The 26,280-nt window shown below is 72.1% G+C and carries 26 protein-coding genes; 14 read left to right on the forward strand and 12 right to left on the reverse strand.

What is annotated here, in order from left to right; translation table 11 throughout:
• Positions 1-10: 10 nt before the first annotated feature.
• Positions 11-976, reverse strand: coding sequence for a glycosyltransferase family 2 protein (locus tag F2B26_RS01755; RefSeq protein WP_159805784.1), 966 nt, complete (start codon positions 974-976; stop codon positions 11-13).
• A gap of 62 nt (positions 977-1,038) precedes the next feature.
• Here F2B26_RS01755 and F2B26_RS01760 point away from each other — a divergent pair, with 62 nt between their 5' ends.
• A complete protein-coding gene (locus F2B26_RS01760) occupies positions 1,039-2,151 on the forward strand; it encodes a glycosyltransferase family 4 protein (protein ID WP_328698642.1) in 1,113 nt (370 codons plus the stop codon).
• Here F2B26_RS01760 and F2B26_RS01765 read toward each other — a convergent pair.
• Positions 2,130-3,632: a DUF2142 domain-containing protein gene (locus F2B26_RS01765; RefSeq protein WP_159805786.1), complete on the reverse strand. Its 1,503-nt coding sequence runs from the start codon at positions 3,630-3,632 to the stop codon at positions 2,130-2,132. The two genes, F2B26_RS01760 and F2B26_RS01765, sit on opposite strands and share 22 nt — an antisense overlap.
• A gap of 156 nt (positions 3,633-3,788) precedes the next feature.
• Here F2B26_RS01765 and F2B26_RS01770 point away from each other — a divergent pair, with 156 nt between their 5' ends.
• The 6 genes from F2B26_RS01770 to F2B26_RS01795 all read left to right on the forward strand — a co-directional run bounded on the left by F2B26_RS01770 (position 3,789) and on the right by F2B26_RS01795 (position 10,689).
• Positions 3,789-4,946: a glycosyltransferase family 4 protein gene (locus tag F2B26_RS01770; RefSeq protein ID WP_159805788.1), complete on the forward strand. Its 1,158-nt coding sequence runs from the start codon at positions 3,789-3,791 to the stop codon at positions 4,944-4,946.
• A gap of 77 nt (positions 4,947-5,023) precedes the next feature.
• On the forward strand, positions 5,024-6,379 hold the full coding sequence (locus F2B26_RS01775; RefSeq protein WP_201292560.1) for a glycosyltransferase family 2 protein: 1,356 nt from the start codon (positions 5,024-5,026) through the stop codon (positions 6,377-6,379).
• Entirely contained in the window at positions 6,376-7,512 is a 1,137-nt protein-coding gene (locus F2B26_RS01780; RefSeq protein ID WP_159805790.1) for a glycosyltransferase family 4 protein, read from the forward strand. Before F2B26_RS01775 ends, F2B26_RS01780 begins: the two co-directional genes overlap by 4 nt.
• Entirely contained in the window at positions 7,509-8,396 is an 888-nt protein-coding gene (locus F2B26_RS01785) for a glycosyltransferase family 2 protein (RefSeq protein WP_159805792.1), read from the forward strand. Before F2B26_RS01780 ends, F2B26_RS01785 begins: the two co-directional genes overlap by 4 nt.
• Positions 8,393-9,556 (forward strand): hypothetical protein, encoded by a 1,164-nt coding sequence (locus F2B26_RS01790; protein WP_159805794.1) that lies wholly within the window; start codon positions 8,393-8,395, stop codon positions 9,554-9,556. Before F2B26_RS01785 ends, F2B26_RS01790 begins: the two co-directional genes overlap by 4 nt.
• A gap of 2 nt (positions 9,557-9,558) precedes the next feature.
• A complete protein-coding gene (locus F2B26_RS01795; protein WP_159805796.1) occupies positions 9,559-10,689 on the forward strand; it encodes a glycosyltransferase family 4 protein in 1,131 nt (376 codons plus the stop codon).
• Position 10,690: 1 nt separating this feature from the next.
• Here F2B26_RS01795 and rfbD read toward each other — a convergent pair whose 3' ends face one another.
• From rfbD to F2B26_RS01815, 4 genes are all read right to left on the reverse strand, one after another.
• Positions 10,691-11,548, reverse strand: a complete 858-nt coding sequence (gene rfbD / locus F2B26_RS01800) for a dTDP-4-dehydrorhamnose reductase (RefSeq protein ID WP_159805798.1) — start codon at positions 11,546-11,548, stop codon at positions 10,691-10,693.
• Between the two features lie 27 nt (positions 11,549-11,575).
• On the reverse strand, positions 11,576-12,190 hold the full coding sequence (locus tag F2B26_RS01805; protein WP_159805800.1) for a dTDP-4-dehydrorhamnose 3,5-epimerase family protein: 615 nt from the start codon (positions 12,188-12,190) through the stop codon (positions 11,576-11,578).
• Positions 12,191-12,323: 133 nt separating this feature from the next.
• On the reverse strand, positions 12,324-12,719 hold the full coding sequence (locus F2B26_RS01810; RefSeq protein ID WP_159805802.1) for a DUF2304 domain-containing protein: 396 nt from the start codon (positions 12,717-12,719) through the stop codon (positions 12,324-12,326).
• Entirely contained in the window at positions 12,716-13,462 is a 747-nt protein-coding gene (locus F2B26_RS01815; protein WP_438939158.1) for a glycosyltransferase family 2 protein, read from the reverse strand. Before F2B26_RS01815 ends, F2B26_RS01810 begins: the two co-directional genes overlap by 4 nt.
• 173 nt (positions 13,463-13,635) lie before the next feature.
• Between F2B26_RS01815 and F2B26_RS01820 the strand changes: the two genes are divergently transcribed.
• From F2B26_RS01820 to F2B26_RS17360, 4 genes are all read left to right on the forward strand, one after another.
• Positions 13,636-14,904 carry a polysaccharide biosynthesis protein gene (locus F2B26_RS01820; protein ID WP_159805806.1) on the forward strand — a complete coding sequence of 423 codons (1,269 nt, stop codon included), beginning with the start codon at positions 13,636-13,638 and terminating at the stop codon, positions 14,902-14,904.
• A 135-nt stretch (positions 14,905-15,039) separates the two neighbouring features.
• On the forward strand, positions 15,040-16,158 hold the full coding sequence (locus F2B26_RS01825) for a DegT/DnrJ/EryC1/StrS family aminotransferase (RefSeq protein ID WP_201292561.1): 1,119 nt from the start codon (positions 15,040-15,042) through the stop codon (positions 16,156-16,158).
• A gap of 2 nt (positions 16,159-16,160) precedes the next feature.
• Positions 16,161-17,363, forward strand: coding sequence for a glycosyltransferase family 4 protein (locus tag F2B26_RS01830; RefSeq protein ID WP_159805810.1), 1,203 nt, complete (start codon positions 16,161-16,163; stop codon positions 17,361-17,363).
• An 11-nt stretch (positions 17,364-17,374) separates the two neighbouring features.
• Positions 17,375-17,986, forward strand: a complete 612-nt coding sequence (locus F2B26_RS17360) for an LbetaH domain-containing protein (protein ID WP_159805812.1) — start codon at positions 17,375-17,377, stop codon at positions 17,984-17,986.
• A 49-nt stretch (positions 17,987-18,035) separates the two neighbouring features.
• Here F2B26_RS17360 and F2B26_RS01840 read toward each other — a convergent pair whose 3' ends face one another.
• The 5 genes from F2B26_RS01840 to rfbA form a co-directional block, all read right to left on the reverse strand.
• Entirely contained in the window at positions 18,036-18,983 is a 948-nt protein-coding gene (locus F2B26_RS01840; protein ID WP_159805814.1) for a GDP-L-fucose synthase family protein, read from the reverse strand.
• The gene (locus F2B26_RS01845; RefSeq protein WP_159805815.1) at positions 18,973-19,758 is read right to left on the reverse strand and encodes a glycosyltransferase; all 786 of its coding nucleotides are present in this window, start codon (positions 19,756-19,758) and stop codon (positions 18,973-18,975) included. Before F2B26_RS01845 ends, F2B26_RS01840 begins: the two co-directional genes overlap by 11 nt.
• A 20-nt stretch (positions 19,759-19,778) precedes the next feature.
• On the reverse strand, positions 19,779-20,795 hold the full coding sequence (gene gmd / locus F2B26_RS01850) for a GDP-mannose 4,6-dehydratase (protein ID WP_159805833.1): 1,017 nt from the start codon (positions 20,793-20,795) through the stop codon (positions 19,779-19,781).
• Positions 20,796-20,892: 97 nt separating this feature from the next.
• Positions 20,893-21,921 (reverse strand): GDP-mannose 4,6-dehydratase, encoded by a 1,029-nt coding sequence (locus F2B26_RS01855; protein WP_268891087.1) that lies wholly within the window; start codon positions 21,919-21,921, stop codon positions 20,893-20,895.
• Positions 21,922-22,038: 117 nt separating this feature from the next.
• On the reverse strand, positions 22,039-22,920 hold the full coding sequence (gene rfbA, locus F2B26_RS01860) for a glucose-1-phosphate thymidylyltransferase RfbA (RefSeq protein ID WP_159805817.1): 882 nt from the start codon (positions 22,918-22,920) through the stop codon (positions 22,039-22,041).
• Positions 22,921-23,010: 90 nt separating this feature from the next.
• Here rfbA and manA point away from each other — a divergent pair, with 90 nt between their 5' ends.
• Positions 23,011-24,207, forward strand: coding sequence for a mannose-6-phosphate isomerase, class I (gene manA, locus F2B26_RS01865; RefSeq protein ID WP_159805819.1), 1,197 nt, complete (start codon positions 23,011-23,013; stop codon positions 24,205-24,207).
• Between the two features lie 66 nt (positions 24,208-24,273).
• Here the strand turns inward: manA and F2B26_RS01870 are convergent, their stop codons facing one another.
• Entirely contained in the window at positions 24,274-25,041 is a 768-nt protein-coding gene (locus F2B26_RS01870) for a TIGR03089 family protein (RefSeq protein ID WP_159805821.1), read from the reverse strand.
• Positions 25,042-25,187: 146 nt separating this feature from the next.
• On the opposite strand from F2B26_RS01870, the gene F2B26_RS01875 reads away from it, so the two are divergent.
• Complete coding sequence (locus tag F2B26_RS01875) at positions 25,188-25,502, forward strand: WhiB family transcriptional regulator (protein WP_438939159.1); 315 nt, start codon at positions 25,188-25,190, stop codon at positions 25,500-25,502.
• A gap of 56 nt (positions 25,503-25,558) precedes the next feature.
• A partial coding sequence (locus tag F2B26_RS01880; protein ID WP_159805823.1) for a glycosyltransferase family 2 protein occupies positions 25,559-26,280 on the forward strand: 722 nt, incomplete at its 3' end.

Consider the following 26,280-nt stretch of genomic DNA (forward strand, 5'->3'; position numbering starts at 1 on the left):
CCGCGCAGGTCTACCGTCGCCAGGCCGCGTCGGCGACGGTGCGACGGGTGACGACCGCATCGGCCCAGAGCGAGCGTCGTTCGTGGAGGGTGCGGCGCAGCCGCCCGACCCAGGCGCGCAGCGCTCGCGCTCGGGCCCGCGTGGTCGGGTCGCGCCATCCCGCGGCCATCCCGCTCCGCAGGCAGCCCATCGTCTGCCGGGTCGCCGACCTGAGGATCGTCCGTACCGGGGCGTGCCGGGTGAGGACGACGAGGGAGTTGCGGGTGTTGTAGTACCGGAACAGCGGTGAGTCGGTCCCCGAGCTGGCCGCGTGCCGGTGGATCGCCACCGCGGACTCGACGTAGCGAACCGTCCACCCGTGCGCCCGCAGACGCCACGACAGCTCGGTGTCCTCGTAGTAGAGGAACAGCCACGGGTCGAACCCGCCGACCTCGTCGAGCGCCTCCCGGCGCAGCGCACAGGCGCCGCCGTTGAAGCCGAACACCTCGGGGTCGTGCGACTGCGAGCCGACCGGTGCGAGCCAGTCCCGGTCGCCGCCGGCCCCGTTGCGTGCCACCACGTTGCCGGTCGAGTTGACGAGGGCAGGTGTGCCGCCGTCCCCGCGGAGCAGCACGAGCGCGGTGGTCGCGCCGACCCGTTCGGCTGTGGGGGGCCGCAGGGCGACCAGCAGCTGCTCGACCGCGTCGGCGGCGAAGGTGGCGTCGTTGTTCAGGAGAACGACGTCGCCGTCGGCGTCGGCCATGCCGAGCGCGGCCCCGCCGGCGAACCCGAGGTTCCGGTCGGAGCGGATGACCCGCACCCACGGGTAGTGCGTGGCGAGCAGCGCGTCGGTCCCGTCGGTGGAGGCGTTGTCGACCACGACGACCTCGAGGTGCGGTCGAAGCGTCTGCTTCTCGAGCGAGTCGAGGCACTCCGGCAGGAGCGCCGCACCGTTCCAGCTGACGACGACGACGCGCGCGGTGCGGGGATCGGTCACCTGGGGAGTGTAGGAGCCGCCGCCGACCGTGCTTCCCGGACCCTCCCCGTAGGGTTGGTCGCGTGCGGACGCTGCAGGTCGGGATGACGGTCGAGCAGTGCTGGCACGCCGTCCCCGGCGGTTCGGGCACCTACATCCGCGAGCTCCTCCGTGAGCTGCCGGCCGCACAGGTCGCCGTGACCGGACTCGCCGCGTGGCACCGCGACGAGTCCGCACCCGGCCTGGGGATCCCCGTCCGGCGGGTGCCGTTGCCGCGGCGCGGACTCTACGAGGCCTGGAACCGGGTCCGGCGCCCCGGGGCCGAGTCGGTGCTCGGCCCGGTCGACGTCCTGCACGCCACGACGTGGGCGGTTCCGGGGCGCTCCGTCCCGCTCGTGGTCACCGTCCACGACCTGGCGTTCCTGCGCGAGCCCGGGCACTTCACCGCTCGGGGGACCTCCTTCTTCACCCGGTCGCTCCAGATCGTGCGTGACGAGGCGGCGGTCGTCGTCGTCCCGTCCGAGGCGACGCGCCGGGACTGCGTGGACGTGGGGATCGAGCCGGGACGTCTCGTGGTGGCCCGGCATGGCGTCCGGGCCGAGCAGGTGACGGCGGAGGCACGGACCCGATGGGCCGCGCGACTCGGGACCGGCCGCCCGTACGTGCTGTGGTGCGGGACGCTCGAACCCCGCAAGAACGTTCCGACGCTCGTCGCCGCGTTCGCGCTGCTGCTGCGTGAGACCGGCACCCCCGTGGACCTCGTCCTCGCCGGTCCGGACGGATGGGGCTCCGCGGCCGCTGAGGTCGCCCGGTCGCTCGAGGGTGTCCCGGAGGGGCGGGTGCACCTGGTCGGCAGGCTCAGCGACGCCGAGCTCCAGGCGGCCTACGCCGGCGCCTCGGTGTTCGCCTTCCCGTCGGTGTGGGAGGGGTTCGGCATGCCGGTGCTCGAGGCGATGGCGCACGGCGTCCCGGTGGTCACGTCGCGGGACACCTCGATGGCGGAGTTCGCCGAGGGGGCCGGGGCGCTCGCCGACCCGCTCGACCCCCAGGCGCTCGCCACCGCTCTGGCAGAGGCGCTGGGTCCGCAGGGGGCGCTGTGGGGTGCGGTCGGGCGCGAGCGGGCCGCGGCGATGACATGGACCGCCAGCGCGTCGCGCCACGTCGCGGCGTACCGTCAGGCGCTCGCGACGGCCTGAGGCATCGGCGACGCGCTGGTCGCCTCGTCGGCGCCTTCGGCCCTCACCAGGAGCACGGCGCCCACGACCAGCGCGACCACGTGCACGGCCAGGAGCAGCCCGCCGTTGAGCGGAGGTGCCCACGGACCGCCGAGCGCCGACCGCCACGATCCGCTCTCGCCGACGGTGTACCGCCGTAGGTTCGCGACGAACGCGATCGTGAGGCCGAGCGGCGCGAGGGTCGCGACGAGGACGAGCAGCCGGCGCGCCAACCGTTCGGGCAGCGACGAGAAGACGTCGCGGCACGCGAACCCTGCGGTCACGCCGACCGCGACGTACAGCGGCATCGAGTAGCGCGCCGTCCAGATGTACCCCACGCTGTGCGCCTGCCACGCCTGGAGGAGGACCGGGAGGAGCACCGCGACAGCGGCACCTGCCAGCACGGCCAGACGCATGCGTCGACCCGCCAGACCGACGGCGAGCAGCAACGGAAGCCCGATGAGTGCGGCGTAGCCGAGGTACACCAGCTGCGGGAGCTCGGCGTCCATCCAGCCGAACCGGCCGATGGCCACCGTCAGGAAGTCGCCGGTGTCGAGCAGCGTGCGGTTCGCAGTCGAGAGGAAGCCGTACTCGGGATGCTCCGCACCGCCTGCGCCGAGTGTGCCGGCCCGCAAGGTCCACATCAGCGCGGCCGCCGTCGACGCGAGGATCACGGCGAGCCACGGCCACGTCCGACGGTCCAGCAGTGCCTTGGTGAACTCGCGCCACGGCCCGACGCCGACCGCTGCGAGAGCGACGAGGACGACCACGTAGAGCGGGGACAGCCCCCGGGAGTTCACCAGGAAGGCCGTCACGACCGCGATCCCCGCCGCGCGGACCGGCAACCGTGCGGGGTCCGGGTCGCGCAGGAGCACCAGGAGGCTCGCCATGAGCGTGAGCGAGGCGCTGATCTCGAGCGACGAGGGGTTCACCGTGCTGTTGAGGTAGACCACCATCGGGGTGAGCGCCGTGAGCACCCCGACGATGACCAGCGGACGCCGGGAGAGCTCGGCGAGCGCGCGAAAGCCCCAGGCGAGCACCAGGCTGCTGATGGCCGCGCTGAGGAGCCGCATGAGGTAGAGCACCCAGGGCGCGGGCGGGAGCAGGGTCGGGAGGCCGACGATCGCGTAGTACAGCGGGTTGTTGCGGATGACCCACGTCGAGGCCTGGGTGGGCGTCGCGGCCGCGCTGCCGGTCGGCAGCTGGGCGCTCGGGCAGTCGGCGGGGACGTCGGGCTGGAAGGCGAAGCACGTCGGGTAGACGCCCAGCGTCGCGTACAGCGCGGGGACGGTCACCACCCCCGCACCGGCCGCACCAGGTGCGCTCGTCCCCGTGAGGTCTCCGCGCACCACGGCCGCCGCCTTGACGACGTGGGCGTTCTCGTCCGGACCGGAAGCGATCGGCGAGGCCAATGCCCAGGCGGACGTGACCGTCCACAGGACGGCGAAGGCGAGCCAGAACACCCTGCCGGGACGGGGCGCCCGTCTCGGGGACGGCCCGTCCTTGCTCTCTGCGGAGGAGACGGGTAGCGACATGGGGTCCTCGGTGGCTCGATGGGGCGCACGACGCGTGCGAGGCTACCGCGCTGCTCGACCGGGACCGCTCGCTACCCTCGGCGGGTGCGCATCGCTGTGGCCTTCGACTGCTTCTACCCGATGACGACTGGTGGCGGCGAGCGGCAGTACCGGCTGTTCGCCGAGGCATGGGCCGGTGCGGGACACGAGGTCGACTACCTCACGCGCAGGCTCTGGGACGGCGCGGCGCCGCAGGTCGCACCCGGCGTGAGCGTCGTCGGGGTGAGCGCCCGGAGCGAGCTCTACGACGCCCGGGGGAACCGTCGCCCGCTGGTGGCGCTGCGGTTCGCGGCCGGGCTGTTCGGGCACCTGCTCCGCAACCGGGGCCGGTACGACGTCGTGGTGGTGTCCGCGCTCCCGGTGCTCAACGTCTTCGCGGCACGGCTCGCACTCCTGGGCAGCCGGACCCGCATGTGCTCCGACTTCCTCGAGGTCTGGCGGCGCGACCAGTGGCTCGAGTACTCCGGGCCGGTCGTCGGGCGGGTGGCGGCGACGCTCCAGCACCTCGCCGTCCGCGCCAGCCCCTGGGTCAGCTGCTACTCGCGGATGAACGCCCGGCGTCTGGTGGCCGAGGGTGCGCGACATGAGCCCGTCCTCGGCCCGGGGCTCGTCGGGACGGAGGGCAGCGGCTTCGACGAGAGCGGGTTCGACGACTCCCTGCCCGCCACGGTCGTCTACGTCGGTCGGCACATCCCCGACAAGCAGGTCGACGTCATCCCCGCCGCGATCGCCTGGGCCCGCCGCAGCGGTGCGGACCTGCGCGCTGCCGTGCTCGGCGACGGACCCCAGCGCGCCGCGGTCGAGCGTGAGATCGGCCGGCTCGGTCTCGACGACGTCGTCGAGCTTCCCGGCTTCGTCCCGGAGGACGAGCTGCACCGACGCGTCGCGAGCGCGGCCGTCCTGGTCAACCCGTCCCGCCGCGAGGGGTACGGACTGGTCGTCGTCGAGGCGTGCGCCTCCGGCACCCCGGTGGTCCTGGTCGACGCCGAGGACAACGCCTCGGTCGATCTGGTCGACGAGGGTGTCAACGGGTTCGTCGCGGCGTCGACGGAGCCGGAGGTCCTCGGCGCTGCGCTGCTGCGCGCGATCGACGCCGGCCCGGCCCTGCGCAGGTCGGCGCGGGCCTGGTACGAGGCGGCTGCTCGGGAGCGCACCGCGGCGGCGTCGGCGCTCGCGATCGTCGAACGCCTCACGCGCGCATGAGGGGAGGGCGTGCTCTCCGGCTCCTCGGGCGTTGGTAGAGTACGCGCCTACCTGCACCCCCACGGACGGACGTGGTCATGGCCCCGCCGAGCGTTGAGCTCACGATCTTGATGCCGTGCCTCAACGAGGCAGAGACGCTTGAGGTCTGCATCCGCAAGGCGCTCGGGTACCTGCAGGGCGCAGGGGTCGACGGCGAGGTCGTCATCGCGGACAACGGCAGCACCGACGGTTCGCAGCAGATCGCCGAGCGGCTCGGGGCCCGCGTGGTCCCGGTCGCCGAGAAGGGCTACGGCGCGGCGCTGATCGGTGGCATCGTCGCGGCGCGCGGGCGGTTCGTCATCATGGGCGATGCCGACGACAGCTATGACTTCTCCGCGCTCGGGCCCTTCCTCGCCAAGCTGCGCGAGGGCAACGACCTGGTGATGGGCAACCGGTTCGCCGGGGGCATCGCACCCGGGGCCATGCCCCCGCTGCACCGCTACCTCGGCAACCCGGTGCTCTCGGGCATCGGTCAGCTCTTCTTCAAGCCGGGAGTGCGCGACTTCCACTGCGGGCTTCGTGGCTTCTCCCGCGAGCGGATCCTCGCCCTGGGGCTGCGGACGTCCGGGATGGAGTTCGCCTCCGAGATGGTGGTGCGGGCCTCGCTCGCCGGTCTGCGCATCGCGGAGGTCCCCACCACGCTCAAGAAGGACGGCCGGTCCCGGCCGCCGCACCTGCGGAGCTGGCACGACGGGTGGCGGCACCTTCGCTTCCTCCTGGTCTTCTCCCCGCGATGGCTGTTCTGGATCCCCGGCTGGACGATGCTGGTGACCGGTCTGCTGGTCAGCGTCGTGCTCCTGTTCGGGCCCGTCGCCGTGGGGTCGGTCGGTTTCGACGTCTCGACCATGGTCTATGCCCTGGGTGCGGCGATCCTGGGCTACCAGGCGCTGCTGTTCGCCGTGCTGACCAAGGTGTATGCCCACCACGAGGGCTTCCTGCCCAGCGGACCGCGCTTCTGGCGGCTGATGGACAAGGTGACCGTCGAGCGCGGGCTCCTGCTCGGTCTGCTCCTGTTCGTGCTGGGACTCGCGACCGCGGTGGCCCAGGTCGTTCGGTGGGGCGACGTCGGCTTCGGTGGCCTTGACGCCCGCTCGGCGGTGCGGATCGCGATCCCGGCGGTCCTCGGTCTCACGCTCGGCTTCCAGACGATGATGTCCAGCATGTTCATCGGGATCCTCGGGATCCCGACGCGGGCCGGTTCCAACCCGCACACACCCGTGTCCGCCGAGGAGCCTGACGAGGTGGCGCCCGGCGACCTCGCGAGCGACGAGGACGCGGTGGCAGGGCCCTCGGCAGCGCGTGACGCCGCGGGTACGGACGACTCCGCGCGGACGGGGGAGGACTCGAACCTGGCACCGTCCACGGGTCGGTCCGCCATCGCCTCCGAGTCGTGACGGCGACACGGCGCGTCGCCGTCGACCTGCTGTACGTCACGGGCCACCGCGGCGGTACGGAGACCTACGCCCGGGAGCTGCTCCCACGGTTGGCGGACCGCCTCGACGACATCGAGTTCGTGGGTCTGGCCGCCGCACCCGGCGCCGGGCTCGTCGAGACCTGGTTCCCCGGTCCGGTGCACCGGACGTCGGTCGACACGCGGCAGCGTGCGGCCTGGGCCCTGGCGGAGACCTTCGCGGTGGAGGGGGCCGCCGCCAGGCACGGCGCCGACCTCCTGTGGTGCCCCGCGAACTACGGTCCTGGCGGTCGGCGCGTGCCCACCCTCGTGACGGCGCACGACGTGATCCCGTTCGAGCACGTGCCGCCGGGTCTCGGCCGCGCGGGGCAGCGCGTGACGACCTGGCTGCTGCGTCGTGCGGCGCGCGGTGCCACCCGCCTGCTCGCCGTGAGCGAGGACGGGGCCCGGCGCGCAGCGGACGTGATGGGCGTCGACCGCGAGCGCATCAGCGTGGCACCCAACGGCGCCAGCACCGTCCCGGTGCCAGGCGACCCCCGAGCGGTGCTGGACGAGATGGGCGTTCCGCGGAGCCGCGCGATCGTCGTGAGCGCGGGGAACCGCATGCCGCACAAGAACTTCTCGACGCTGCTGCGTGCGGTGGCGGCCGTCCCGCCGGAGCGCAGGCCCTTCCTGGTGCTGCCCGGCGGGGGGAGCGACGACCCGCTCGATCCCGTCGTCGCGGCGCTCGGGCTCCGTGACGACGTGATGCTGCCGGGCTGGGTGACGGGCGACCAGCTGGGCGCACTGCTTGCGGTGGCCGACCTGTACGTCTGCCCGTCGCTCGACGAGGGCTTCGGGCTCCCCGTCGTCGACGCGATGCGCGCTGGCTGCCCCGTGCTCGCCTCCGACATCGCGGTGCTCCACGAGGTCGGCGCCGATGCGGTCGAGTACGTGGACGCACGCGACGAGCACGCCCTGGCCGCGGCCGTCGACCGGGTGCTGGCGGATCCCGCGCTGCGGGCGGGTCTGCGGGCGCGCGGCCTCGAACGTGCCCGGCTGTTCACCTGGGACCGGTCGGCGGACCTCGTGGCCGAGGTCGTCTCACGGACGCTCGCCGAGGTCCAGCGGACATGAGGCTCGGGCTGGTGGTCACGACCATCGGGCGTCCTGAGGCGCTCGAACGGCTGCTCGCCTCGCTCGACGGGCAGCTCCTGGCGGACGATGCGCTCGTCGTCGTCGCGCAGGGCAGGGTCGACGACGTCGCACGCGTCCTCGAACGCCACGGGGCCATCGCCGCCAACGTGAGCCTCACCACGTCGGAGCGCGGGGCCGCGCTCGGGCGTAACGTCGGCGTCGCCGCGCTGCCGGACGACGGGCACGACAGGTTGCTGTGCTTCCCCAACGACACCACGTGGTTCCCCCCGGGGTCGGTCGAGGCCCTTCGGTCGTCGACGGCTGCCGCGGACCTCGAGGCCGGGGCGATCACGGTGGCCGATGAGCTCGGTCCCAAGTTCGTGCTCCCGGCTGCGGGGACGCCGCTCGACCGCTGGAACGTGTGGGCGGTCATCGAGATGGGCCTGCTGATCCGGCGGTACCTGTTCGACGAGATCGGTGGCTTCGACCCGACCGTGGGAACCGGTGCGGCGACCCCCTGGCAGGCCGGGGAGGCGACGGATCTCCTCCTGCGTCTGCTCGCCGCCCGGCCCGATGTCGCGCAGCGCTTCGGCTGGTTGCCGCCCGAGCTGTCGATCGGGGGGATCTCCGACCCGCACGGACTGACGACCGCCGAGCGTCGTCGCAAGCTCCGTGCCTACGGGCGCGGGCTCGGGCGCCTCGTCGTCGTCCACCGGTACCCGCTCTGGTGGCGCGGGGCGTTCGTCGTCGGCGGACTTCTCTTCGGCGTGCGCCACCCGGGCACGAACCGCCCGGCCGACGGCTGGTGGGTCTTCCTCGGTCGCCTCGAGGGTGCCCTGGGCCGCGAGATCGGGCGGGCCGCCTCGACTGCGGTGACGAGATGAGCGCGCCGGCGACCGGCGGGGCCCCGGCGCGGGCCGTGCGCAGCATGATGACGCTTGCCGGCGGCGCCGCACTGGCGGTGGTTCCCGCCGCCTCGGTGTCGATCGCGTCGCGGCTGTTCGACTCCCGGGAGCAGGGCTGGGTCGCGGTCGCCGTGCTCATCGCGACCTTCGCCGGTCAGCTGGTGTTCAGCGTCGTCGTCGAGGCCCGGCTCGCGACCCCGGTCTCGGACCGGCGTGTGGTGTTCCCGAGATGGCTCGTCGCGCTCGCCGTCGGTGCCGCCGCCGTCGTTGCGTTCACACCGCCCGACGCGCTGGTGCTGTGCGTCGCGTTGCCGCTCATGTCGGCCGGGCTCGAGGTCGGGCGTGGCGTGTCCGTGGCCGAGCGGCTGGACCGCCGCGAGGCTGTGGCCTCCCTCGCCGTCGGCTCGGGCGCCGCAGCCGGTGTCGTGGCGGGTCTGCTCGGCCAGCGGTGGGCACTCGTGCCGCTCGTCGTCGGCATCGCGGTCGCGACGCTGGTACGCGCGCGTCCGGTCGGGCACCGGGCGAGCCGTGCCGAGCCGAGCGTGATGCGGTGGGTGGTGGCCGACACCGCCGCGACGGGTGTGGTCCCTCCGCTGCTCAACGCTGTGATCCTGGGTCTGCTGAACCCCTCCGACGCCGTCCTGTTCACGTCCGTGTCGACGGTCTCCGGTCTGCTCGCGATCCCGCTGAACTTCATGAGGCTGCGGCTCCTCAAGGAGAGCTCACGGCTCGATGTCGTGCTGTCTGCGGTCTCGCTCGTCGCCGCGGTGCTGCTCATCGTCGTCGCGGAGGTTCTCGGCCTCTTCGGCGTGCTGTTCGGGAGCGCGTGGAGCGACAACCCGACACTGGTCCCGTTGCTCGTGGCCTGCGTCTGGCGGTCTGCGTCGCTCGTGACCACGATCCCGTTCGCCGCGCTGCGCCGCGCCGGTGCGGCGCGGCTCGTCACGATCTTGCGGGCCGTGATCTCCGTCGTGACGGTGGGCCTCGCACTCGTCGGCCTCGCCGTCGCCGGGCTCCTCGGCGTGTTCGGGGGCCTGCTGGTCGCCGAGCTGGTGGGGGCGACGGTCCTCAGCTGGGCGGCACGGCGGCATCGGCTCGCGGCCCCGGTGCCGTCCGGCGATCCTCAGGAGGCGACCTAGCTGTGCGTGTGCTCATCGATGCGACCGCCATCCCGGCCGACCGGGGTGGGGTGGGTCGGTACGTGGAGGAGCTGGTCGCCGCTCTCGACCAGATGGACCTGTCGGTGGGGGTCGTCGCGCAGCCGCGCGACGTCGAGCGGCTCGCGGCCCGGGCGCCGACCGCGGAGCTGATCGCCGCCCCGCGGTCCGTCGAACGACGGCCGGCGCGGTTGGCGTGGGAGCAGACGCTGCTCCCGGCCCTCGCCCGCCAGTGGCGCGCGGACGTCCTGCACTGTCCGCACTACACCGCGCCGGTCGCTGCAGGGGTGCCCGTCGTCGTCACGCTGCACGACGCGACGTTCTTCAGCCACCCCGAGGTGCACTCCGGGCTCAAGGGGCGGTTCTTCCGGGCGGCCACCCGGCGCGCGGTGCGGCGGGCCGCGGCGCTGGTGGTCCCGTCGGAGGCGACCGGGCGTGAGGTCCGCAGGTTCGCCGGTGGCAGCCCGGCGACGTTCCACGTGGCCTACCACGGCGTCGACCGCGAGGTCTTCCATCCGACGGGCGATGACGTGCAGGAGCGGGTGCGCGGTGCGCTCGGCCTGGGTGGTCGGCCCTACGTGGCCTTCCTCGGCACCCTGGAGCCGCGCAAGAACGTCCCCGCGCTCGTCCTCGGCTGGACCGCGGCGGTGCGTGATCGCGAGGACCCGCCGGCGCTCGTTCTCGCCGGTGGCCCCGGGTGGGACGATGCGGTCGAGCCGGCACTCGCAGCAGTGCCGCGGACGCTCGTCGCCCTCCGTGCCGGCTATCTTCCGCTCGATGACCTGGCCGGGTTCCTCGGTGGTGCCGAGGTCGTGGCCTATCCGAGCCTGGGAGAGGGGTTCGGGCTGCCCGTGCTCGAGGCGATGGCCTGCGGTGCGCCGGTGCTCACGAGCCGGGAGCTCTCGCTGCCGGAGGTGGGCGGCGACGCCGTCGAGTACGCGGGGACGTCACCGGAGGAGATCGCGGACGTGCTCGGCCGGCTGCTCGATGACGTCGCGCGCCGTCACGCCCTGGGCGAGGCTGCCGTCGAACGAGCCGCGCTGTTCACCTGGGAGGCCTCCGCCCGTGTCCACGCGGAGGCCTACCGGGCCGCGCAGCGGGCCGCCACGACGTGACTCAGAGGTCGGTCAGGACGCTCCGGGACGCCTCGGCCCACCGCTGCGCCCAGTCGCCGATGGGGGCGATCCCGATGGCGCGCAGCGCGTCGTGCCCCAGCACCGAGTACGCCGGGCGCGGCGCCGGTCTCACGTAGCTGGTGCTGGACGTGGGCAGCACCGCGACGTCGGGGCGCCCGGTGGCGGCGATGACGGCCTGGGCGAACCCGAACCACGAGGCCGCCCCTGAGGAGGTGCCGTGATAGGTGCCGGCCGGAGCGCCGGACTCCACGAGCCGCAGGACGAGTGCCGCGAGGTCGACGGTCCAGGTCGGCTGTCCGACCTGGTCGTCGACGACGGTCAGCTCGTCCCGCGTGGCGGCGAGCCGGGCCATCGTCTTGGGGAAGCACGGCCCGTGCGCGCCGTACAGCCACGCGGTCCGGACGATCAGGTGGTCCGGGTGCTCTGCACGGACCGCCCACTCACCGGCCGCCTTGGTGCGGCCGTAGGCGCTCGTGGGTGCCGAGGGTGCGTCCTCGGCGTAGGGCGTCGTCGCATCACCGGCGAACACGTAGTCGGTGGAGATCTGGACGAGGCGCGCCTCGGCTCGGTGTGCGGCACGTGCCAGCAGCGCGGGGCCCACGGCATTGACCGCGAACGCCTGGGGTTCGTGCGTCTCGGCGTCGTCGACAGCCGTCCACGCGGCGCAGTTGACCACGACGTCGTACGAGTGCGGTGCGACGACCGCGTCGACGGAGCCGGCGTCGGTGATGTCGACGGTCTCCCGGTCGACGCCTCGGACGGAGTGGCCTGCGGCGTGCAGAGCCGCCACGAGGTCCTGGCCGAGCATGCCGTTCGCACCTACGACGAGCCAACGCACGGGTGTCCTCCTCAGGGGTGGGATGGTTCAGCGCAGCGAGGCGACGTAGTCGGCGACCTCGTCGTAGCGGGGGAGCAGACCCGCTGCGGCCGCCTCCTCGATCGAGGGCGCGTCGCTGTCCTTGGGTGACAGGAGAGGGGTGAGCGGCCGCCCGTGCCGGTCGGTCGTCGGCCACGTGATACCAAGCTGCGGGTCCAGGGGGTCGACCCCGTGCTCACGCCCCGGTGCGTAGCCCGTCGAGCACAGGTACATCACGGTCGAGTCGTCGTCGAGGGACACGAAGGCGTGCCCGAGGCCCTCGGCGAGGTAGATCGCGCGCCGGTCGACGTCGTCGAGAAGGACGGTGTCCCAGGAGCCGAAGGTCGGGGAGCCCACGCGGATGTCCACGACGACGTCGAGGACGGCGCCGCGCGTGCACATGACGTACTTCGCCTGTCCGGGCGGGACGTCGGAGAAGTGGATCCCGCGGATCACACCTGCCGCCGACACCGAGCAGTTGACCTGCTGCAGGTCGAACCGGTGCCCGACCCGGTCGGCGAACGGCCCGGCCTGGAACGCCTCGTGGAAGGTGCCGCGGGAGTCTGCGTGCTGCACGGGTGTGATCTCCCAGGCCCCGGAGATCGCCAGTTCGCGGTAGGTCATGAGAGCCCTTTCGGATGGGGGTGGAGCGCGGCGCAGCTCGGGGCGGCCACGTGGTCTCGTGCGGTGGCCGTCCCCGTCGGCGTCCGGTCGGGCGGAGGAACGGGGGCCCCTCTCCCGGGGACGAGGCGACCGCTCATGGTGCGGGGTCGGTGCCCCCTGCCTCGGGTTCAGGCGCGTGGGCCCGGGGACGTTCGACCACCTTGTCGACGTCGTAGCGCAGCAGAGCGATCTCCTCGGCAAGGGTCCGGGTCTCCTCCTCGAGCCCGGACACCTCGACGGAGAGCTGGATGCAGACGAGCAGCAGGACGACGAAGGCGAGTGCGAAGAGGAGGTTCGCGGGCGTCTCGACGCCGACGAGGGCCGCCACCCAGAACGCCAGCCGGGGGAAGATGCCCAGCACGATGACCGCGAGCGCGAGGGCGATCCACACCGCCGCGTACTTCTCCCGGATGCGACGTGTCCGCATCAGGACGAAGAGCATCGCCAGGACGATGGCGGTCAGTGCGACTGCGAAGAGATAGCCGCTCATGCCCGGCTCTCGGAGGCGGCGCCCGCTGTGACCGGACGTGACAAGGCGATGAGCAGGGCGAGGGCGGCCCGGCCGAGGAACACGGCAGCCCTGAAGGGCCGGTGCGACGGCTGTCCGCCGGCACGCGGTCGCATCGAGACCCCGACCTGACCGACCCGCAACCCGGCGCGGGACGCGATGACGAGCGACTCGATGGTGTCTCCCAGGTACTCGGCGGGGTAGTCGGCGGCGAAGAGCGTGATCGCCGCACGGTTCGACGCCTTGAACCCGGAGGTGGTGTCGGTCAGCCTCGTCCGCGCGACACGCGAGAGCACCGACGACAGCAGGCGCATGGTCCACCTGCGCGGGCCGTGCACGTCGTAGTCGCCCACGCCTGCGAAGCGCGCGCCGATCATGATGTCGACCTTCTGACGGTCCATCGCCTCGAGCAGCGTGCCGATCTCCGCCGGGTCGTGCTGGCCGTCGGCGTCGACCTGGATCGCGATGTCGTAGCCGTGCCGCAGCGCGAACCGGTACCCGGCGCGCATCGCGCCGCCCACCCCCAGGTTGATCGGGAGATCGAGGACCGCGGCGCCGGCCGACCTGGCGACGTCACTGGTCGCGTCGGTGGAGCCGTCGTTGACGACGACGACGTCGGCGCCCGTCGCGGCCGCCAGGATCTCGGCGACCGTGGCGCCGACCGTCTGCTCCTCGTTCCACGCCGGCACGACGACAAGCACGCGCCTCGTAGAGTCGTTGGGCATGCGAGGCATCCTACCCAGGTCGTTCCCCGGGCCGACGACGGGTGCTGCGGGGCCCATGAGGGCGGCGCGGCCGCCGTCGCGGGACGGCTGACAAGGAGCCCGTGAGACGATTCCGCCTCGAGGTGAACGCCACGCGAGGAGTCTGAGTTGACCAGTCCGGCACCGGAGCGGCTGTGACGACGACCGACGGCGACGCGGTGATCAACCGCCGAGGCATCGCCTCGGTGGGGGTCGCCTCGATCGTGGCCGCCCTGGCGGGCTACCTCGTCCTCGTCATCGTCGCACGCACCGTGTCGCCGCAGGTCAACGCCGACTTCCTGGTCTTCTGGTCGTTGTTCTTCGGTGGCTACGGCCTGCTGGGTGGCCTTCAGCAGGAGGCCACTCGCGCCGTGGGCGCGCAGATGCTCGAGAGTCGGGAGCGCACCGGGCCGGAAGGTACCCGGGTGCTTCCGTGGTTCCTGCTCATCGGGCTGGTCACGGCGGCCCTGGCAGCACTGACCGCGCCCGCATGGTTTCCTCGACTGCTCGCCGGGCAGCCGGGCGCCATCGTCCTCATCCTCTGCGTCGCGACGGTTGTCCTGGCCGGGCACGTCACGCTGGGCGGTCTGCTCGCCGGGCGCAGGCTGTGGAACCTGTCGGCGGTGCTCACAGGTGGCGAGTCGGCGCTTCGGCTCGTCGCGGTCGCCGTCGTGGCGTTCTTCGGCGCGGGCGTGATCGGCCTCGAGGTCGCCACCGTGGTGTCCTCCGCCTTCTGGCTCGTCATGCTCGCCTGCTCACGATCCGTCCGCCGGGCTGCGGGCGCCCGGTCCGCTGACCGGCCCGCCCGGATGGTGGGTCGTGCGGGTCAGGCGATGCTCGCGGCTGCCGGCTCGGCCGCCCTCGTGGTCGGCTACCCGACGCTGATGCGCCTGAGCGCCACCACGTCCGAGTGGGCGTCGGCGGCACCGCTCGTGCTCGCGATCTCGCTGACCCGCGCACCGCTGCTCATGCCGCTCAGCGCCTACCAGGGCGTCGCCATCAGCTACTTCCTCGACCCTCGTCACGGGCGGTTCGCGGCGCTCGCGAAGATCGTGCTCGGCATCCTCGGGGTGGGATCGGTCGGGGCGGTCCTGGCGTGGTTCGTCGGACCGTGGCTCCTGGTGACGTTCTTCGGCCCGGGCTACCGGGAGTCCGGGATGCTGCTTGCGGCCCTGACGCTGGCGGCCGTCGCGCTCGCGGTGCTCACGATCACCGGCGCCTGCGTGCTTGCCCTCGGGATGCACCGGGCGTACGCGCTCGGGTGGGTGCTCGCGTTCGCGGTCTCGGCCGGTGCGCTCTTCGCGCCCCTGCCGCTCGCGGAACGTGCTGTCCTGTCCCTCGCGATCGGGCCTGCCATCGGGGCGTGCCTGCACGTGGTCTCCTTGGCCGTGACCCGCAGGCTCGAACCGACCCGGGGTTCGTGACCCGGACGGGCCCACGCCCGGCCGTCGCGGGACGCAGGGCTGGTAACCTCTAGCGCTGCATCGCTGACGAGACGCCCTCCCTGTCGGACAGGGCGATGGTCTCAGCACCGAGACAACGTCCTCATGAGGAGTCCAATGGCCGCGCGCGTCCCAGTGTCGAGGCCGGACCTCGGTGACCTGGAGCTGTCGAACGTCGAGCGCGCCGTCACCTCGTCGTGGATCTCCTCGTCCGGCGAGTTCCTCGAGCAGCTCGAGGAGAGGTTCCGGGCAGCCACCGGCACCGAGCACGCGATCCCGGTGTCGAACGGGACCGTCGCGCTGCACCTCGCGCTCGTCGCGTTGGGGATCGGCCCCGGAGACGAGGTCATCGTCCCGTCGCTGACCTACATCGCGACCGCCAACGCGGTCCACTACACGGGAGCCACCCCGGTCTTCGCCGATGTCACGGCATCCGACTGGGGTCTCGACCCCGCGCACGTCGAGTCCCTGGTGTCGCCGCGGACACGCGCGATCATCGCGGTGCACCTCTACGGGCACCCCGCGGACATGCCTGCCCTGAGGGCCGTCGCCGACCGGCACGGCCTCGCGCTGGTCGAGGACGCGGCCGAGGCGCCGTTCGCGACCTGCCACGGACAGCTCGCGGGCAGCCTCGGCGATGTCGCGACCTTCTCCTTCTACGGCAACAAGATCGTCTCCTCGGGGGAGGGCGGCGCGGTGACGACCAACGACGCAGCGCTCGCTGCCCGGATGCGTCTTCTCCGCGGGCAGGGGATGGACCCGAACCGTCGCTACTACTTCCCGGTCGTCGGCTTCAACTACCGGATGACGAACGTCGCGGCCGCGATCGCCTGCGCGCAGCTGGCACGGGCGGACGAGATGCTCGACGCGCGACGAGCCATCTATGCGCGCTACGACCGTGCGGTCGCCGAGCTGCCCGGTCTCGTCGCGCAGCCGCAGCAGCCGTGGGCGACGATCTCGCCCTGGCTCTACCCCCTGCTCGTGCCGGCAGGGGCGGGCGAACGTGATCGCCTGATCGACGCGCTGGCCGGGCACGGGGTCGAGACGCGTCCGTTCTTCATCCCGATCCACCGTCTTCCTCCCTACCTCGACGACTCGGGCCGACTCCTGGCCGATCTCCCGGTAACCGACCGGCTCTCGTCGGAGGGCTTCAACCTCCCCACGTCGAGCAGCCTCACCCCTGACGAGGTGGGGCAGGTCGTCGCCGCGCTCGCGGCTGTCGTCCAGGGCGGCTGACGTTGCTGCACGTCGCGATCGACGCGCGGCTGCCCTCGGGGCTCGCAGGTGGTGTCCGTCAGGTGGTGCTCGGGCTCGCTGCGGGCTTCGGGAGCGCCGACCTGCCGGTTCGGCGCACCTGGCTCGTCACTCGCGACCACGACTGGCTGACCGACATCCCGGCCGAGGACGGCGTCCTGGTGCTGACCTCCGCCTTCGAGGAGCTGTCCTTCGCGGCCGCGGAGCGCTACCCGAAGCTCGCCTCCCGTGCTCGTCCCTGGGTGGAGAGGGTCCGACGTCCGCCGCGCGCGCCCTACGACCAGCGCCTGCGGGAGCTGGGCGTCGACGTGGTGCACTTCACCTTCCAGGACGCGTTCGACACCGAGCTGCCCTACGTCTACCAACCCCACGATCTGCAGCACCGGCACTTCCCGCAGTACTTCAGTGCGGCGCAGATCCGTCACCGCGAGACGACCTGGCGCAGCACGGCGCTCTCGGCCGATGCGGTCTGCGTCGGTACGCAATGGGTGGCGCAGGACGTGGCCACGCAGTGGGAGGTCCAGCCCGAGCGGATCGCCGTTGTCCCGCTGGCACCGCTTCCCGAGATGTTCTCGGCGGCCGCCGCGGAGCCGTCCGGACGCGACCTGCTGCTCTACCCGGCCGCGTTCTGGCCGCACAAGAACCACCGGACCCTCGTCGAGGCGATCGCGCTCCTGCGAGACGGGGGTCTTCAGGTGCCGGTGGTCCTCTCGGGGGCTCCGACCGTCGAGTTCGACCAGATCCGGCGACGAGTGTCGGAGCTCGGTCTTGACGGGCTCGTGACGCTCCCCGGCTACGTGAGCCAGAGCGAGCTCGACGGCCTCTACGCCCGTGCCCGGGTCGTTGCGGTTCCCAGCCGGTTCGAGTCCGCGAGCTTCCCGGTCTGGGAGGCGATGCGTCGGGGCATCCCTGTGGTCGCGTCCGACGTGACGGCGCTGCCCAAGCAGCTGGGTGACGGGGGACTGCTCGCCGAGCCCGACGACACGGCAGCGTGGGCTGCGGCGATCCGACGACTGTGGACCGACGACGTGACCTGGCGCCGGTGCTCCGCCGCCGGTGCCGCCCGGGCGAGCGTCTACAGCTGGGCCAAGACCGCCGAGGCGTTCGCCAGCCTGTACGCCCACGTGGCGTCCGGTGGCTCGGGCCCCTGGTCGGACACCGTCTTCTCAGCTGCCGACCTGCTGTGACGGGAGTCCCCATGCCTGCAACCGCTCGGTCTGCGCCGGTCCCCGGCGACGTGCTGCTGGTTGTCGGTGACGGTGGACATGCGCATGAGGTGCAGGAGCTTGCCCGTCACCACCTCGGCTACCGCGGGGTGCTCCTCGTGTCCCGTGACGACGAGGCCGTGACGCTCGGCGCCCATGTCGGGCCGGCGGCACTCGGGATCGGGTATCCGCGCATCCGTCGTCTGGCGCACGAGAAGTGGGCCTCCCGTGCCGAGCTCGAGTGGCCGACCCTGAGGCACCCCAGCGCCGAGGTCGCCACGACCTCTCAGGTCGGTGACGGGTGCGTGCTCACCTATGGGAGCTACGTCTCGACGGACTCGGTCATCGGCTTCGGTGTCCTGCTGAACTGGAACTGCTCGGTCGGGCACGACACGACCGTCGGCGACTACTGCGTCATCAACCCCGGGGCGACGGTTGCCGGGCATGTGCAGCTCGGTCCGGGTGTGCTCGTGGGCACGGGCGCCAACGTCCTGGAAGGACGCACGGTGGGTGCCGGCGCCGTCGTCGGTGCGGGCGCCGTGGTGACCCATGACGTTCCCGCGGGGACGACCGTCGTCGGCGTGCCTGCTCGCCCCCTGGTCTAGGCCTTCGCAGGCGGGCTGACTCGCGGGGGACGCGCGCGGCGCCCGCGAGTCAGGAGCGCGCTTGTGCGCGATGCTCCAGGTACCAGTCCACGGTCGCCCCGATGCCAGCCTCGAGCGAGACCGAGGGCTCCCAGCCCAGCTCGCGCAGCCGGGTGACGTCGAGGAGCTTCCTCGGCGTGCCGTCGGGTCGTGTGGTGTCCCATGTCGTCTCTCCGGCGTAGCCGGCGGCCGCGGCGACGAGCGACGCGATGTGGCGGATCGAGTGGTCCTCGCCCGTGCCCACGTTGATCGTCGACGGGTCGTCGTAGTGCTCGAGCAGGAACGAGACGGCCGAGGCGAGGTCGTCGACGTGCAGGAACTCCCGCAGCGGTGAGCCGGAGCCCCAGTTGACGACCTCGGGCGCCCCCGACTCCGTCGCCTCGACGTACCGGCGGATGAGCGCGGGCAGCACGTGCGAGGTCTGTGCGGTGAAGTTGTCGCCGGGCCCGTACAGGTTGGTGGGCATGGCAGAGATCCAGTGCTTGCCGTACTCGCGGCGGACCGACTGCACCTGGATGATCCCGGCGATCTTGGCGATCGCGTAGGCCTCGTTGGTCTGCTCCAGGTGCCCGGTGAGGAGGTACTCCTCCTTGATCGGCTGCGGCGCGAGCCGCGGGTAGATGCACGACGAGCCGAGGAACAGGAGGCGGTCGACGCCGTGCTCGAGCGCGGCGTCCATCAGGTTCACCTGGATACGGAGGTTCTCCGAGAGGAACTCGGCGGGGTACGTGTCGTTGGCCAGGATCCCACCGACGCGGGCCGCCGCGACGACGACCGTCGTGGGCTGGATCTCGTCGAAGAGTCGACGCGTGGCGTCGCGGTCCCGCAGGTCGACCTCCTTGCTGGAGCGGCCGACGAGGTCGGTCCAGCCGTCCGCCTCCAGACGCCGCCAGATCGCGGAACCTGCCAGGCCCCGGTGTCCGGCGACGTACGTCGTGCTCGTCTTGTCAGCCAGCATGGCTCACCTCTCCTTGTACACCGAGCCGGCGTGCCCTCGACGACACGGTGACCGCAGCACGTTCCGCCGCCCACCGGACAGGAACCTCCCACAACGGTGCGAGCCGGGCCACCTGTCGAGGCAGGTGGCGGCGCTTCACCGCCTCGGACTCCGCGCTCGAGGCCCGTCGGTTCGCCACGGTCAGGGAGTCCGGGTGCCACCTGAACGCAGAGACGGACTGCCGGGTGGACACGTACCGTCCGGAGCGCCGGAGCCTGAGGAACATGTCGAGGTCCATGGCGTACTTGAGAGCGGGGTCGAACAGCCCCGCGGCGCGCATGGCGTCGAGCCGGATCATGGATCCGGGATGGGGGATCAGGTCGGGACCCCACGGGAGCAGCCACTGTGCGGCTCGCCCGGCACGGGAGGTGCCGATGGTGCGGCCTTCGGGGTCGATGTAGTCGCACCCGCCGTAGGCCACCACGACGTCGGGGGAGGACTCCATGAGGTCGAGGAGGCGCCTGAGCCCCGCCGGCCGGAAGAGGTCGTCGTCGCCGATCCAGGCGTAGTACGTCTCGTCCTGCGCTGACTCGATACCGGCGTTGATGGCGGCCGAGATGCCGGTCTTGGGATCGCTCACGACGGTTGCACCGAACCGCGCCGCGAGGGCACGGGCATCGGTCGCCGACTCGGGTGCGACGACGACGAGGCGCAGCGGCACCTCGGGACGCTGCGCCTCCACCGAGAGGAGGGTGAGCTCAAGCGTGTCGAGCCGATCACCCAGTGTCGGCAGCACGACGAGAACTGTGCCGGGGGTCAGCCCCATACGGGCGTGTCGATCCACGGGCTGCCGACGTGGTTCAGCGCCGCGACGTCGGCGTCGACCATGAGGCGCGCAAGGTCGGGGGCGTGCACCTTGGGCGTCCAGCCGAGCACGTCCCGGGCCTTGCTCGCGTCGCCGATGAGGGCGTCGACCTCGGTCGGGCGCAGGTAGCGCTCGTCGAACTTCACGTACTTCTCCCAGTCGAGCCCGACCCGCTCGAACGACGTGGCGAGGAAGTCGCGCACCGTGAACCGCGTGCCCGTGGCCACGACGTAGTCGGTGGGCTCGTCGTGCTGCAGCATGCGCCACATCGCCTCGACGTACTCCGGTGCGTAGCCCCAGTCGCGGACGGCGTCGAGGTTGCCCATGTAGAGCTCGTCCTGCTCACCTGCGGCGATGCGTGCGGCGGCGCGCGTGATCTTGCGCGTCACGAAGGTCTCGCCGCGTCGCGGCGACTCGTGGTTGAACAGGATCCCGTTGACCGCGAACATGCCGTAGCCCTCGCGGTAGTTCCGCGTGACCCAGTACGCGTAGACCTTCGCCGCGCCGTACGGCGACCGCGGCCAGAAGACGGTCTGCTCGTTCTGCGGAGGCGGTGTGGCCCCGAACATCTCCGAGCTCGACGCCTGGTAGTACTTGCAGTGGAGGCCGACCATGCGGATCGCCTCGAGAAGTCGGATCGCACCGAGCCCGGTCGAGTCCCCGGTGTACTCGGGCTCGTCGAACGAGACCCGGACGTGGGACTGGGCAGCGAGGTTGTACACCTCCTGCGGCTGGATCCTGTCGAGGAGCGTGACCAGACGCGAACCGTCCGACAGGTCGCCGTAGTGCAGGAAGAGCTTCGTCCCCTCGTCGTGGGCGTCACGATAGAGGTGGTCGATCCGGCTGGTGTTGAAGGTGGACGACCTGCGGATGAGGCCGTGCACCTCGTAGCCCTTCGCCAGCAGCAGCTCCGCGAGGTAGCTTCCGTCCTGCCCGGTCACGCCCGTGATGAACGCCCGTCGTCCCACGGAGTCTCCCAGAGCCGTCACTGCTGCCACCTTCCGATTCTCCCGCGGAGATCTCGAGCGGTGCGCCCAAGATCGTTGGCCCGGCGATCCTACCGGCTCATGCTCCGGGATCGGGACGACCTCGCCCTTCGGGGGGCTCGTGCGCGCTGCCCTGCTGCTCGGCGACGTCGTGGTCCACCATCAGGTTCACGAGGCCGGCGAAGTCGATCGTCGGCTCCCATCCGAGCACCTCGCGCGCCCGTGTGGCGTCACCCACGAGGACGTTCTTCTCGGGGGTCCGAGCGAACTCGGCATCCTCGACGACGTAGGGCGTCCAGTCGTGCACGCCGATGCGCGCGAACGCGACGTCGAGCAGGTCGCGGATCGAGTGGCTCACCCCTGTGGCGACGACGTAGTCGTCGGGCTCGTCCTGCTGGAGCATGAGCCACATCGCGTGCACGTAGTCGCCGGCGAAACCCCAGTCCCGCCTGGCGTCGAGGTTGCCGAGGTGGAGCGAGTCCTGAAGGCCGAGATGGATCCGCGCCACCCCGCGCGTCACCTTGCGCGTCACGAACTCGGGTCCGCGACGTGGCGACTCGTGGTTGAACAGGATCCCCGACGAGGCGTGCATGCCGTGCTTCTGCCGGTAGTTCACCGTCATCTGGTGCCCGAAGACCTTGGCGACCCCGTACGGCGAACGTGGCGCCAGGTACGTCGTCTCCCGCTGCGGCGACTCCTGCACACGACCGAACATCTCGGACGTGGAGGCCTGGAAGAAGCGGATGCGGCGCACGTCGCCCTCGCAGTGCATCCGGATCGCCTCGAGGAGGTTGAGCACGCCGACCGCCGTGACCTCGGTCGTGATGAGGGGGTTCTCCCAAGAGAACTGGACGAACGAGATCGCCCCGAGGTTGTACACCTCGTGGGGTTCGGAGACGGTGAGGGCGCGCATCAGGCTGGGCAGGTCCGTCAGGTCGCCGGTCAGCAGACGGACACCCGGGATGACCCGTCGCACCAGGTCGGCCTGGGGGTTGTGCTCTCCGTGCACCAGTCCGTGGACGTCGTACCCCTTGGCCAGGAGAAGCTCCGCCAGGTACATCCCGTCCTGCCCGGTGATCCCTGTGATCAGCGCTCTCTTCGGTGTCACTGTGTCCCTTCCTGCATCTCGGGCTCCATGACGCCGGCAGTGCGGATCGCGAGACCAGGGTGCTCCCGGCCGCCGAGCATCGACCGCGGAAGCCTACAGACCCCGCGAGGCGACCCCTCAGCGGGAGCGGTCGTCCTCGGCGTCGAGCAGACCGAGGAGGTACGACCCGTAACCCGACTTGACCAGCTTCTCCGCACGAGTGCGCAGCTCGTCGTCGGAGAGGAAGCCGCGGCGCCACGCGACCTCCTCGGGCGACCCGATCTTCAGGCCCTGTCGGGACTCGATCGTCCGCACGAAGTCCGACGCCTCGAGGAGCGAGTCGAAGGTTCCGGTGTCGAGCCAGGCCGTGCCCCGGGGCAGCACCTCGACGTGCAGCCGGCCCTGCTCGAGGTAGGTCCGGTTCACGTCCGTGATCTCGTACTCCCCACGGGCCGACGGCTTCAGGTCCCGCGCGATCGCCACGACGTCGTTGTCGTAGAAGTAGAGACCCGGCACGGCGTAGTTGCTCTTCGGCCTCGACGGCTTCTCCTCCAGGGAGAGTGCTCGCCCGTCGGCGTCGAACTCGACGACGCCGTAGGCGGTGGGGTCGGCGACGCGGTAGGCGAAGACCGCCGCCCCGTCGACACCGTGGAAGCGGCTCAGCTGTGAACCGAGCCGCGGGCCGTAGAAGATGTTGTCACCGAGGACCAGGGCGGCAGCGTCGCTCCCGATGAAGTCGGCGCCGAGCACGAAGGCCTGGGCCAGGCCGTTGGGCTCCTGCTGCTGCGTGTAGCTGATGGAGACGCCGAACTGGGAGCCGTCGCCCAGGAGCCGCTCGAACTGGGCGGCGTCGTGCGGCGTCGTGATGACGAGGATGTCGCGGATCCCCGCGGCGATCAGCGTCGACAACGGGTAGTAGACCATCGGCTTGTCGTAGACGGGGACGAGCTGCTTGCTGACGCCGAGGGTGATCGGGTGCAGGCGGGTTCCGGAGCCCCCGGCCAGGATGATTCCGCGCATGGGCAGCCAGTGTGGCCCATGGCGCGACCCCTGCGCCAAACCGCTCGCTACCATCGACCGGAAAACGACCACCCATCTCTGAGGTTTCCCGTGCTGAGGATCATGCAGGCGACCCAGGCATACGCCTGGGGCTCGTCGAACGCGCTGCAGGACGCGCTGGCGCTGACGCACGACGGCGTGCTCGCAGAGGCGTGGATGGGAGCGCACACGTCCGCTCCGTCCGCGGTGCAGGCGGTGGACGACGGGCCGGTGGACCTGCTGCAGTTCGTCGGCCGCAGCCCACGCGACGTGCTCGGCGTGGACGTCGTCAACCGGTTCGGGCCGCAGCTGCCGTACCTGCTCAAGGTCATCGCCGCGGAGCACCCGCTGTCCCTGCAGGTGCACCCGCACATCGAGGCCGCCCGTGCTGGCTACGCGGCCGAGGACGCGGCCGGTGTCCCGCTGGACTCGCCGCACCGCAACTACAAGGACCGCAACCACAAGCCGGAGCTCGTCTTCGCGCTCACGCAGTTCGAGGCGATGTGCGGGTTCCGAGCCCCCCGTCGGGCGGCGGAGATGTTCGCGGACCTCGACTGCCCGCTCGCCAAGGAGCTGCACGGGATCCTGGTGGAGAAGCCGTCGACCGAGGGGATCTGCGAGGCGTTCACCCGGCTGCTCGACCCGGCGACGCGGCCCGAGCCCGAGGAGGTGGCGCGGCTCGCCGACGCCGTCGCGGCGAGGTTGGCCGACGGGTCGCCGTCCCCCCGGACCGACCGCACGGTGCTGCTGCTGCAGCGGGAGTACCCGGGAGACCCGGGCGTGGTCACCTCGATGCTGCTGAACCCCGTGACGTTGCAGCCGGGGGAGGCGATGTTCGTGCCGGCCGGTGGGGTGCACGCCTATCTGCACGGTGTCGGCGTGGAGATCATGGCCAGCTCGGACAACGTGCTCCGCGCCGGTCTGACCCCCAAGCACGTGGACGTCCCAGAGCTGCTCCGCAACGTCGACTACGTCGCCGCCCCGCCGATCCGGATCGCACCCGAGGTGTTCCACGGCGCCACCAAGGTGTTCTACGCGCCCGTGGACGACTTCGAGCTGTCGGTGACCGATCTGGCCGACGACGACGAGCACCCGTTGCCCGGCCGCGGGCCGCGGATCCTGCTGGCGCTCGCTGGCGAGCTGACCGTGGCGACGTCGGGCGACGGGTCGCTCACCCTCACGACGGGGCAGGCGGCCTTTGTCCCGGCCAGCGACGGGCGGCTGACCGTGCGCGGTCGGGGGCGGCTGGTGCAGGCGGACGTTCCCTGACGTCGGGCTGCGCGGCCCGAGCGGCGTGCGCCTGCGGGTCGGACGAACCTCGCGCCGGAGGCTCGCCTACAGCAGGTCGACGGTCACGCGTTCCGCGGCGACCAGAGCCGCACGGCGGGCCGCGTCCGAGCGGAGGCCGGTGGCCGTCGTGTCGTCCAGCAGCACGACGGACCCGGCAGTCGTCAGGACTGCCAGCACCTGGGTGAGCGTGGTCTCGAGCCCGGCGCCCGTCAGCAGCACGCGCGCCCCGCTCGCGGTCGTCGTCCTCGCGGCGCCGGCCAATGCCGAGTGGGAGGTCGCCTGTCCGCCGGCGAGGAGAGCAGGCTGCTCGGGCTCGGTCTCGGGAACCCAGCCGAGGCGGTCCGAGTAGGTCATCACCGCGGCGGCCGCGTCGATCGCCCCGGCGGGGAGGACGCCGTCGAACCGGCGGGCGAGGGCGGCCAGCGTCACGGCCACCACCTCCTGGGCGCCCGGGTGCGCGGCGGGTCGGTCCGTCACGACGAGGTCGACCGGCCGAGCCTCGCGTCCCTGTCCGGTCGTCCCGGCACCGTCGTCGTCGGTCGTCATCGGGACCACGACGCACGCACCGACCCGCCAGACGGCAAGCGCCCAGACCGCGGAGCGCCAGTGCACCGGAAGGGCGACCAGCACGCGCGTCCCCGGCCCGGCGTCGAACTCCTCGACCAGCAGGTTCGCGGTCTTGGCGACCCAGTTGGCGAGGACCGCGCCGGACAGCTCGACCCGTTCGCCGTCGGCGCCGTACCACGTGATCCGGGGCCGTCCGGGGTCCGTGAGGACGGTCGCGAGCACCTGGGCACCGGGGTTCTCCTGCACCCGCACAGCGTAGGCTGGGTGCGATCCGGGTGAATTCGGACATCTAGCACACCCCGACTTGACGGTGCTGAACGACACGCGTGTAATTCACTCTGACGCGCTTCGCAGCGGCACGCGGTGCGGGCATCAGGGCCCGGGAGGCACACATGTGGGATCTGCTGGACGACGACGGGGCACGCCAGACCCCGGCCCCCAGCCCCCTTGCCGATGTCCTGTCGCTGTTCGACGAGCCGGACGCCGGGCCGATGTCCTGGCAGGAGCGCGCGCTGTGCGCCCAGACCGACCCGGAGGCGTTCTTCCCCGAGAAGGGCGGCTCCACCCGCGAGGCCAAGAAGGTCTGCACCGGGTGCGAGGTGCGTGCCGAGTGCCTCGACTACGCGCTGGCCAACGACGAGCGGTTCGGCATCTGGGGCGGCCTGTCCGAGCGGGAACGACGCAAGCTCAAGCGCCGGGTCGTCTGAGATGACGAGTGGTCTGAGGTCGTGATCGCTCGACCCGAACCCGGGTCGCAGGCGGCATGAGCACCGCGGACCTGCCGGACCTGCCTGTCACCTCCTCGGTGCCGGTGACTGCTCCCGTGACCGCCGTCGTCGTCACCGCGGGGTTGACGCCCTACCTGTCGCGGACCCTCGAGGCCCTCGCCGCCCAGACCCGCCGTCCGCTCCAGGTGCTGCTCGTCGACGTCGGCGGTCCGGCCGGAGTCGCCGACGAGCTCGACCGGGCGTTCGCGTCCGTGCCCGGGGTGCGGACCGCACGTGCGCACATCCCGGTGCGCACGTTCGGCGAGGCCGTCACGGACGGTCTGGACCGGCTGGCGGTCGGCGGGGGTGCACCGAGCCCGTGGGTGTGGCTGCTGCACGACGACAGCGCGCCCGCGCCCGAGGCGCTCGCCGAGCTCGTCCGCGCCGTCAACCAGGCGCCGTCCGTCGTCGTCGCCGGGGCCAAGCAGCGCACGTGGACCGATCCGGAGCGTCTGCTCGAGGTCGGGGTGCGCACCACCCGGTCAGGGCGGCGGGTCACCGACGTCGAGCCCGGTGAGCTCGACCAGGGGCAGCACGACGGGCGCACGGACGTGCTGGGCGTGGGGATCGCCGGTGCGCTCGTGCGCCGCGACGTCTGGGACGCCCTCGGCGGCACCGACCCGGCCCTGGGGATCTTCGGCGACGGGCTCGACCTGTCCCGGCGGGCGCGGCTGGCCGGGCACCGGGTGGTCGTGGTGCCCGGCGCCGTGGTGCGCCA

Origin of the sequence: Cellulomonas citrea (assembly GCF_009829685.1) — a bacterium.
Taxonomy (GTDB): domain Bacteria; phylum Actinomycetota; class Actinomycetes; order Actinomycetales; family Cellulomonadaceae; genus Cellulomonas; species Cellulomonas citrea.

Excerpts from the sequence above, each read along its gene's own strand:
- rfbA (WP_159805817.1), bottom strand. The coding sequence starts at position 22,920 with ATGCGCGGAATCATCCTGGCCGGGGGCTCCGGAACCCGCCTGCACCCG.
- F2B26_RS01875 (WP_438939159.1), top strand. The coding sequence starts at position 25,188 with ATGTGGGATCTGCTGGACGACGACGGGGCACGCCAGACCCCGGCCCCC.
- F2B26_RS01775 (WP_201292560.1), top strand. The coding sequence starts at position 5,024 with ATGGCCCCGCCGAGCGTTGAGCTCACGATCTTGATGCCGTGCCTCAAC.
- F2B26_RS17360 (WP_159805812.1), top strand. The coding sequence starts at position 17,375 with ATGCCTGCAACCGCTCGGTCTGCGCCGGTCCCCGGCGACGTGCTGCTG.
- F2B26_RS01805 (WP_159805800.1), bottom strand. The coding sequence starts at position 12,190 with ATGACCTACCGCGAACTGGCGATCTCCGGGGCCTGGGAGATCACACCC.
- F2B26_RS01840 (WP_159805814.1), bottom strand. The coding sequence starts at position 18,983 with ATGCTGGCTGACAAGACGAGCACGACGTACGTCGCCGGACACCGGGGC.
- F2B26_RS01785 (WP_159805792.1), top strand. The coding sequence starts at position 7,509 with ATGAGGCTCGGGCTGGTGGTCACGACCATCGGGCGTCCTGAGGCGCTC.
- F2B26_RS01815 (WP_438939158.1), bottom strand. The coding sequence starts at position 13,462 with ATGCCCAACGACTCTACGAGGCGCGTGCTTGTCGTCGTGCCGGCGTGG.
- F2B26_RS01810 (WP_159805802.1), bottom strand. The coding sequence starts at position 12,719 with ATGAGCGGCTATCTCTTCGCAGTCGCACTGACCGCCATCGTCCTGGCG.
- F2B26_RS01825 (WP_201292561.1), top strand. The coding sequence starts at position 15,040 with ATGGCCGCGCGCGTCCCAGTGTCGAGGCCGGACCTCGGTGACCTGGAG.
- F2B26_RS01790 (WP_159805794.1), top strand. The coding sequence starts at position 8,393 with ATGAGCGCGCCGGCGACCGGCGGGGCCCCGGCGCGGGCCGTGCGCAGC.